At 44.5% G+C, this 6,983-nt stretch carries 6 protein-coding genes; 3 read left to right on the top strand and 3 right to left on the bottom strand.

The genetic code is table 11. The annotated features are described in order from the left end of the window. Window positions 1–17: 17 nt before the first annotated feature. The gene (locus HADU_RS05645; RefSeq protein WP_008304293.1) at window positions 18–1,448 is read right to left on the bottom strand and encodes a pyridoxal phosphate-dependent aminotransferase; all 1,431 of its coding nucleotides are present in this window, start codon (window positions 1,446–1,448) and stop codon (window positions 18–20) included. Between the two features lie 230 nt (window positions 1,449–1,678). Between HADU_RS05645 and msrB the strand changes: the two genes are divergently transcribed. Genes msrB through HADU_RS05630 form a run of 3 tightly spaced genes read left to right on the top strand, consistent with a single transcriptional unit; the run spans window position 1,679 to window position 3,077 of the window. Next, the gene (gene msrB / locus HADU_RS05640; RefSeq protein WP_004815441.1) at window positions 1,679–2,098 is read left to right on the top strand and encodes a peptide-methionine (R)-S-oxide reductase MsrB; all 420 of its coding nucleotides are present in this window, start codon (window positions 1,679–1,681) and stop codon (window positions 2,096–2,098) included. Beyond that, window positions 2,095–2,571, top strand: a complete 477-nt coding sequence (locus HADU_RS05635) for a glutathione peroxidase (RefSeq protein ID WP_004815442.1) — start codon at window positions 2,095–2,097, stop codon at window positions 2,569–2,571. Before msrB ends, HADU_RS05635 begins: the two co-directional genes overlap by 4 nt. A gap of 53 nt (window positions 2,572–2,624) precedes the next feature. Further along, a complete protein-coding gene (locus HADU_RS05630; protein ID WP_008304291.1) occupies window positions 2,625–3,077 on the top strand; it encodes an energy transducer TonB in 453 nt (150 codons plus the stop codon). Between the two features lie 31 nt (window positions 3,078–3,108). Here HADU_RS05630 and dapC read toward each other — a convergent pair whose 3' ends face one another. Both dapC and glnD read right to left on the bottom strand, forming a co-directional pair. Next, window positions 3,109–4,278, bottom strand: a complete 1,170-nt coding sequence (gene dapC / locus HADU_RS05625; protein ID WP_008304288.1) for a succinyldiaminopimelate transaminase — start codon at window positions 4,276–4,278, stop codon at window positions 3,109–3,111. 17 nt (window positions 4,279–4,295) lie between these two features. Continuing rightward, the gene (gene glnD / locus HADU_RS05620) at window positions 4,296–6,968 is read right to left on the bottom strand and encodes a [protein-PII] uridylyltransferase (protein WP_008304287.1); all 2,673 of its coding nucleotides are present in this window, start codon (window positions 6,966–6,968) and stop codon (window positions 4,296–4,298) included. Window positions 6,969–6,983: the final 15 nt, after the last annotated feature.

Below are 6,983 nucleotides of genomic sequence, written 5' to 3'. Positions count from 1 at the left end.
GTTTTTTATCGGTGCTATTAACGAATTTTTGCCAGGAAACGGCTCAAACGGTTAATAGCTTCACGCAGTTCATTTTCTGCTGGCAGAAATACTACACGGAAATGATCCGGAGTTGGCCAGTTAAAGCCTGTACCTTGAACCAGCAATACTTTCTCGGCACGCAGCAGATCCAGCATCAGTTTTTCATCATCTTCAATCGGGTAAATTTCCGGATCCAGACGAGGGAAGCAGTACATTGCACCTTCTGGTTTCACACAAGTGACACCAGGAATTTCATTGAGCATTTCCCAGGCAATATTGCGCTGCTCATACAGGCGACCACCTGGGCGGATCAGGTCATTAATTGACTGGTAACCCCCGAGAGCAGTCTGAATTGCATATTGCGCCTGATGGTTGGCACAAAGGCGCATCGATGCCAGCATATCCAGACCTTCGATGTAATCTGCTGCACGAGACTTATCACCCGTAATAGCCATCCAGCCAGAACGGTAACCTGCAATACGGTAAGCTTTAGATAGGCCATTGAAAGAGATACATAGCTGATCACCGGCAAGTGATGCAACGGCAACATGCTCAACACCGTCATAAACGATCTTGTCATAAATTTCGTCAGCAAACAAAATCAGGTCGTGCTTTTTCGCCAGATCCACGATTTGCTGTAATACGTGACGTGGATAAACTGAGCCTGTCGGGTTATTCGGGTTAATGATCACGATACCGCGGGTATTTGGTGTGATCTTGCTTTCCATATCTGCGATGTCTGGATACCAGTAATTTTCTTCATCACATTTATAGTGAATCGCAGTACCACCAGACAGGTTCACTGCCGCAGTCCACAACGGATAATCAGGCATTGGAATCAGCATTTCATCGCCGTCATCCAGCAAGCCTTGCATTGCCATTACAATCAGCTCGGACACGCCGTTACCCACATACACATCATTGACGTGCATATCCAGAATACCTTTTTGCTGGTAGTACTGACAGATCGCCTTACGTGCCGGGAAAATACCTTTTGAGTCGGTATATCCAATCGCATTTGGCAGGTTGAGTGCCACATCATTGATAATTTCTTGGGGTGCTTCAAAACCAAATGGAGCAGGGTTGCCGATATTCAGCTTGATGATCTTATGTCCGGCTTCCTCCATCTCGTTGGCCGCTCGTAACACTGGTCCGCGAATGTCGTAGCATACATGCTCGAGTTTAGACGATTTTTTGATTTCGCGAGATTTTTGGAAAGTGTTCGGCATTTTGATGTTCTCTGAAAGAGTGGAGGTCACTTTTGCATAACGATATAAATAGCTTTTAAATGTCTCAGTGGTGACTAGATCGAGATCGTGCTCATCTCGGAGTAATGCCACAATTTTTTCATGCGTAAATCCAAGCTGTTGATATTGTTTAATCACCGGCAATAGATTTTTAAAAATTACGCTTTTTTTTTGCGACATTATTTAATCCTGAGCAAATTTAGTACCAAGCCTAACACTAAAATTGCTCACAAAAAAGCATTTAATGCAGAAAATGCTTACTTTTATTTTGTTTATTTGCTTACTTTTTGCTTTTTTAGGGGATTATATATCTTTTGTAAAATGTTAAACAAACACTAGAATTTTTAAAATGAATGACGTAAATATAGAATTATCCTATTTAAAATAGCAAGATAGAAAGGACCGTCATCATGGGAAAACTCAGTAAATCAGACAGAGAATGGCAAAGAGAGTTATCACCTGAAGAGTTCCGTATTACACGTCAAAAAGGGACGGAGCCAGCATTTACCGGTAAATACTGGAATACGAAACAAGATGGTACTTATGTATGCCGTTGTTGTGGTGAACCTTTATTTACCTCAGAAACCAAATATGACAGTGGCTGTGGCTGGCCAAGCTTCTATAAGGCGATCAACGGCTCTGCAATTGAAGAGCATTTAGACACATCTCATGGTATGGTCAGAACAGAAATTGTTTGCCATCATTGTGATGCACATTTAGGGCATGTTTTCACTGATGGACCTCAGCCAACAGGCTTACGTTATTGTGTGAACTCAGCTTCATTAGAATTAAAAACACAAGAAAAAAATGATGAGGAAACTTATCCATGACCAGCATATATCAGTTTGAAGCTGAATTGTTAGATGGAAAAACCAAACAATTTGCAGACTATGAAGGAAAGGTACTGTTAATTGTGAATACCGCAAGTAAGTGCGGTTTCACACCGCAGTTCGCCGGCCTAGAAAAACTTTACGAGAAATATAAAGATCGTGGCCTGGAAGTTTTAGGCTTTCCCTGTAACCAGTTTGGCGGACAGGATCCGGGCAGTAATGAGCAAATTGGTGCATATTGCCAGAAGAACTATGGGGTGACATTTCCGATGTTCTCCAAGATCGATGTCAAAGGTCCTGAAGCACATGCAATTTTCCGTTATCTGACCAATAATTCTAAAGGGATTCTGGGTAATGGTATTAAATGGAACTTTACCAAGTTCCTGATTGGGCGTGATGGCAAGGTACTGAACCGTTTTGCGCCAACCACCAAGCCTGAAGACCTGGAAGCTGAGATCGAAAAAGCGCTGTAAGGCGCTTATTCAGGGCGGTTATTGGCCGCCTTTACTCTCTTCAAGCCATTGCCATGCTATCCAGAATCCTCGTTCAGAGCCTGCTATTTAGCGCATATATCGGGCTGTTTTTAGCTCCTGCTTATGCACAGGATGAAAAAACCCAGCAATTACTAAAAAGGCTGAAGCAGCCTGTTCCAGCTTATCAGCCGCCTACTGTCAAAGATGCTGTTCCGCCACATTTGCTGGCGAAGCAGGGCTATGAAGTCAGCTGGCTAAAAGCACCGTATCTGAGATTTAATGATGCAGAATTGCAACGTGCCAAGACAGTAATCGTGCAAATGACGGTCATCGCCAATACAGGGCGGATTACCGACGTTGAGATCATTCAGAGTTCTGGCTTGAGAGTTGTCGATGCTAAAGTTAAAGAAGCGGTGCTGGCTGCCAAGCTGGAGCCGATTAAGGGTGTAGACCACAATTTGGTGTATAGTCTGGAACATAAAATTGAAATAAAAAATCCACTATAAATATAGTGGATTTTTTATTAAAAATTTTTGGTTAAAGAATGACTTTTAAGCGCTCAATGACCTGTTCACATTGTGCCAGATCAGCCACCAATGCCAGACGTACATGGTTTTCACCTGGATTGCCTTGCTCAGTATCACGAGACAGGTAGCGGCCAGGAAGTACTTTGATATGTGCCTGTTCCATTAAGCGTTTGGCAAATTCTTCGTCATTGTCTACTTTCAACCAGTAGTAGAAACCCGCATCCGGTTTTTTCAGTGGCAGCAGATGACCGAGTTCTTTCTGGAACAGATCAAACTTGGCACGGTACTGTACGCGGTTTTCTTCAACATGTGCTTCATCATCCCAGGCAGCAATTGAAGCCAGCTGATGTTGAACCGGCATCGCTGCACCGTGGTAAGTACGATATTGCAGATAAGGTTTAAGTAAATCCGCATCACCCGCAACAAAGCCTGAACGCATGCCTGGAAGATTCGAGCGTTTAGAGAGCGAATGGAATACTACGCAGTTTTTGTAGTCATCACGTCCGATCTCTGCACAGACTTCCAGTAAACCGACAGGGGCTTCATCAAACCATAACTCTGAGTAGCATTCATCTGAAGCAATCACAAAATCATATTGATCAGAAAGTGCAATTAGCTTTTTAAACTGTTCTTTAGACAGGACTGCACCTGTCGGGTTACCCGGTGTGCAGACAAATAAGAGTGCGGTTTTTTCCCAGACTTCAGCAGGCACTGTATCAAAATCACCAAGATAATTATTTTCCTCAGTGCAGTTGATAAAGTACGGTTTTGCACCTGCAAGTAGTGTTGCACCTTCATAAATCTGATAAAAAGGATTTGGCATCACCACATAAGGTGCATCTTCACGATTAATCAGTGCCTGTACAAAAGAGAAGATTGCTTCACGGGTACCCGATACTGGCAAGATATTGCTGTCTGCGCTAATGCTATTTAGTTTAAAACGGCGAGTCAGCCAGTTGGCGATACTAGTACGCAGTTCAGGTAAACCTTTCGAGTTTGGATAAGTCGAAAGGTGCTGAAAATTATCAATAATGGCCTGTTTCACGAACTCAGGAGCTGGATGCTTTGGTTCACCAATCGATAGGGGAATGAGTGGCATATTCGCAGGCTTAATATCCGCAAAAAGTTTATTCAACTTTTCAAATGGATAAGGATGCAATAAAGACAAGCTAGAGTTCATGAATGAGTTACCGCGTTTTAATGTGAGTGTTGACTGTTGACCTGATTAGAGGCTTCATCCAGCGCTGCTTTTAAAGCACAGGCAAATTCAGAAGATTCTTCAGGGTTCAACGGCATGCCATCTTTTTTGGTGACAAAGAAAATGTCTTCGGCACGTTCGCCAAGTGTGGCAATTTTAGCAGAATGGATATCCAGACCACGCATCATAAATAATCCGCCTACTTTGGCAAGTAGACCCGGTTGGTCGAGCGTGGCAATTTCCACCATATTCTGGTTCAAAACAGGGTTCAGGCTGATATCTACCGTATTTTCAATATCAAAATGACGAAGCTGACGTGGAATACGGCGCTGCATCAGGCCTGGGTATTTGTCGGAATGACTTAAAGCATCTTTAAGTGCATCAATCACTTTCAGCTCGCGTTCCGGATCGGTAAGCAGCGTACCGAAACGGTCAAGCACGACATACGTGTCTAGGCTGAACGCCTTGGTTGCTGTGATAATTCTTGCATCCTGTACATCCAGGTCCATGCGGTCCAGAACGGCCACTGTGGTGGCAAACAGGTTTGGTTTATCTTGCGTATAAATAAAGATCTGCACTGCATCTTGCGCATATTTACGATGCGGGCGCATCAGCACCAGCGGTTCAGAATTATCACCATGCTGTAAAATGGCACGGGTATGCCAGGCGATTTCATCTGGCGATTCTTTCAGGAAGTAGTCATCACCGAGTTCCTGCCAGATGGTTTCCACATCATATAAAGAGAAGTCCTGTACCAGTAGTTCGCTGGCAGCAAACTTGGTGTCTTCAATCAGCATCTGATAATCCACCGGACGACCCAGACCAGAACGGATTACATCACGCGCATGCGTATATAGCTGACGCATTAAAGACGCACGCCAGGTATTCCACAGTTTTGGATTGGTGGCATTAATGTCGGCAACAGTCAGGGTGTACAGATAGTCCAGGTGCTCCATATCACCCATTTTTTCTGCAAATTCACGGACCACATCCGGATCAGAAATATCTTTTTTCTGTGAAGTCACAGACATAATTAGGTGATTTTGAATCAGCCATGCAACCAGATTGCATTCACGTTCGGTAAAGCCATGCGTGCGGCAGAATGCAATCGCATCTGTGGCACCGAGTTCGCTATGGTCACCACCACGACCTTTGGCAATGTCATGGAACAGGGCAGCCAGATAGACGATGTCACGACGGGCCAGACGCTGGAACACCGAACTGACTACCGGAAATTCCTTGGCGAATTCCGGTTCCTTAAAGCGGTTCAGGTTGCGTAATAGCAGTAGGGTATGCGCATCTACAGTATAGATATGGAACAGGTCGTACTGCATCAGCCCCATAATCTGGCCAAAGGCCGGAATATAATTCCCCAGTACGCCGTAGCGTTTCATTGCTACCAAGGTTTCATATAAACGATGTGGTGAACGGATAATTGCCATGAACAGCGCTTGATGAACGGGATTATTGCGATAATCCTGATCAATCCGTTTTGCCGCGAGCGTTAAAAGACGCAAGGTACGGGCACGGATGCCTTCAATCTCCGGACGATTTGCCAGAAGATAAAAGATTTCCAGAATCGCGCTTGGATTTTCCGAGAAAGTTTTATGGTGTTGTACCGCAAGTTTGCCATCAACCAGTTTAAAGTTCTGGTTAATTTCTTCGATGTTACGCTCATAGTTTGGCAGACGCGGGGTAATTACCGATTCATTGAAATAAGCCAACAGCATTTCATTCAGCGTCGATACCTGCTGGGCATTGCGGTAGTAGCGCTTCATAAACTGTTCAATCGGGTAGTTCTGCGGCTGGCCTTCTTCGCGTACATAGCCGAACTTCGCGGCGATATCACGCTGATAGTCGAATAACAGGCGGTTTTCATCACGTTTGGTGATGCGATGCAGATGATGACGGATTTCCCAGAGGAAGCTTTCGGCTTCTTCTAAAACGGCCAGTTCAAATTCTGAAATAAAACCAAGATGTACCAGATCATAAATACGGTTTACGCGGAAATGGCGTTTGGCAATCCAGCCGATCTGGTTAATATCACGAATACCACCTGGGGCATTTTTAATGTCCGGTTCGAGATTACTTTCGGTATTGTTATGTTGAGCATAGCGCTTATGCTGCTCTTCCATTTTCGCATCAAAAAAGGTCTTGTCGGTCCAGGATTGAGACACGATACGACGTGGCCATTTGGCCAGGCTTTCATTACCGGTAATCAGACGGGACTCAATCAGGGTCGTGGCTACAGTCAGGTCACTGCTGGCCTGATTGACACATTCACTAATGGTGCGGACGCTAATACCTGGCTTGAAATTGCCGACATCCCATAAGGATGAAATAAAGGTCGAAATCAGCTGTTCCTGTTCAGACGTAATTTCATCTTCTGACAGGATCATGATGTCGACATCAGAATAGGGTAGCATTTCGCGGCGGCCGTAGCCACCGACAGCAAATAGACCCAGATCAGTCTGATCGAGTTCAGCATGCTTCCACAGGAACTGTAGCGCTTCATCAATCAGATTTGATCGGGTCAGAATAATGTCACGGATCGACTCACCATTTTCAAAACATTCCTGCAGCTGGTGCTCGACATCACTGCGCCATTCGTTAATAGCTTTAATGTCATGGTTACTTTTGGTGTAATTCAGCAATGGCAGGGTATTGATCATGAACAGTCGTCCGTT

This window comes from Acinetobacter sp. HA (assembly GCF_000264725.1).
Lineage (GTDB): Bacteria > Pseudomonadota > Gammaproteobacteria > Pseudomonadales > Moraxellaceae > Acinetobacter > Acinetobacter schindleri.
The sequence above is the reverse complement of the archived record's forward strand: the minus strand, read 5'-3'. Positions and strand labels throughout refer to the sequence as shown.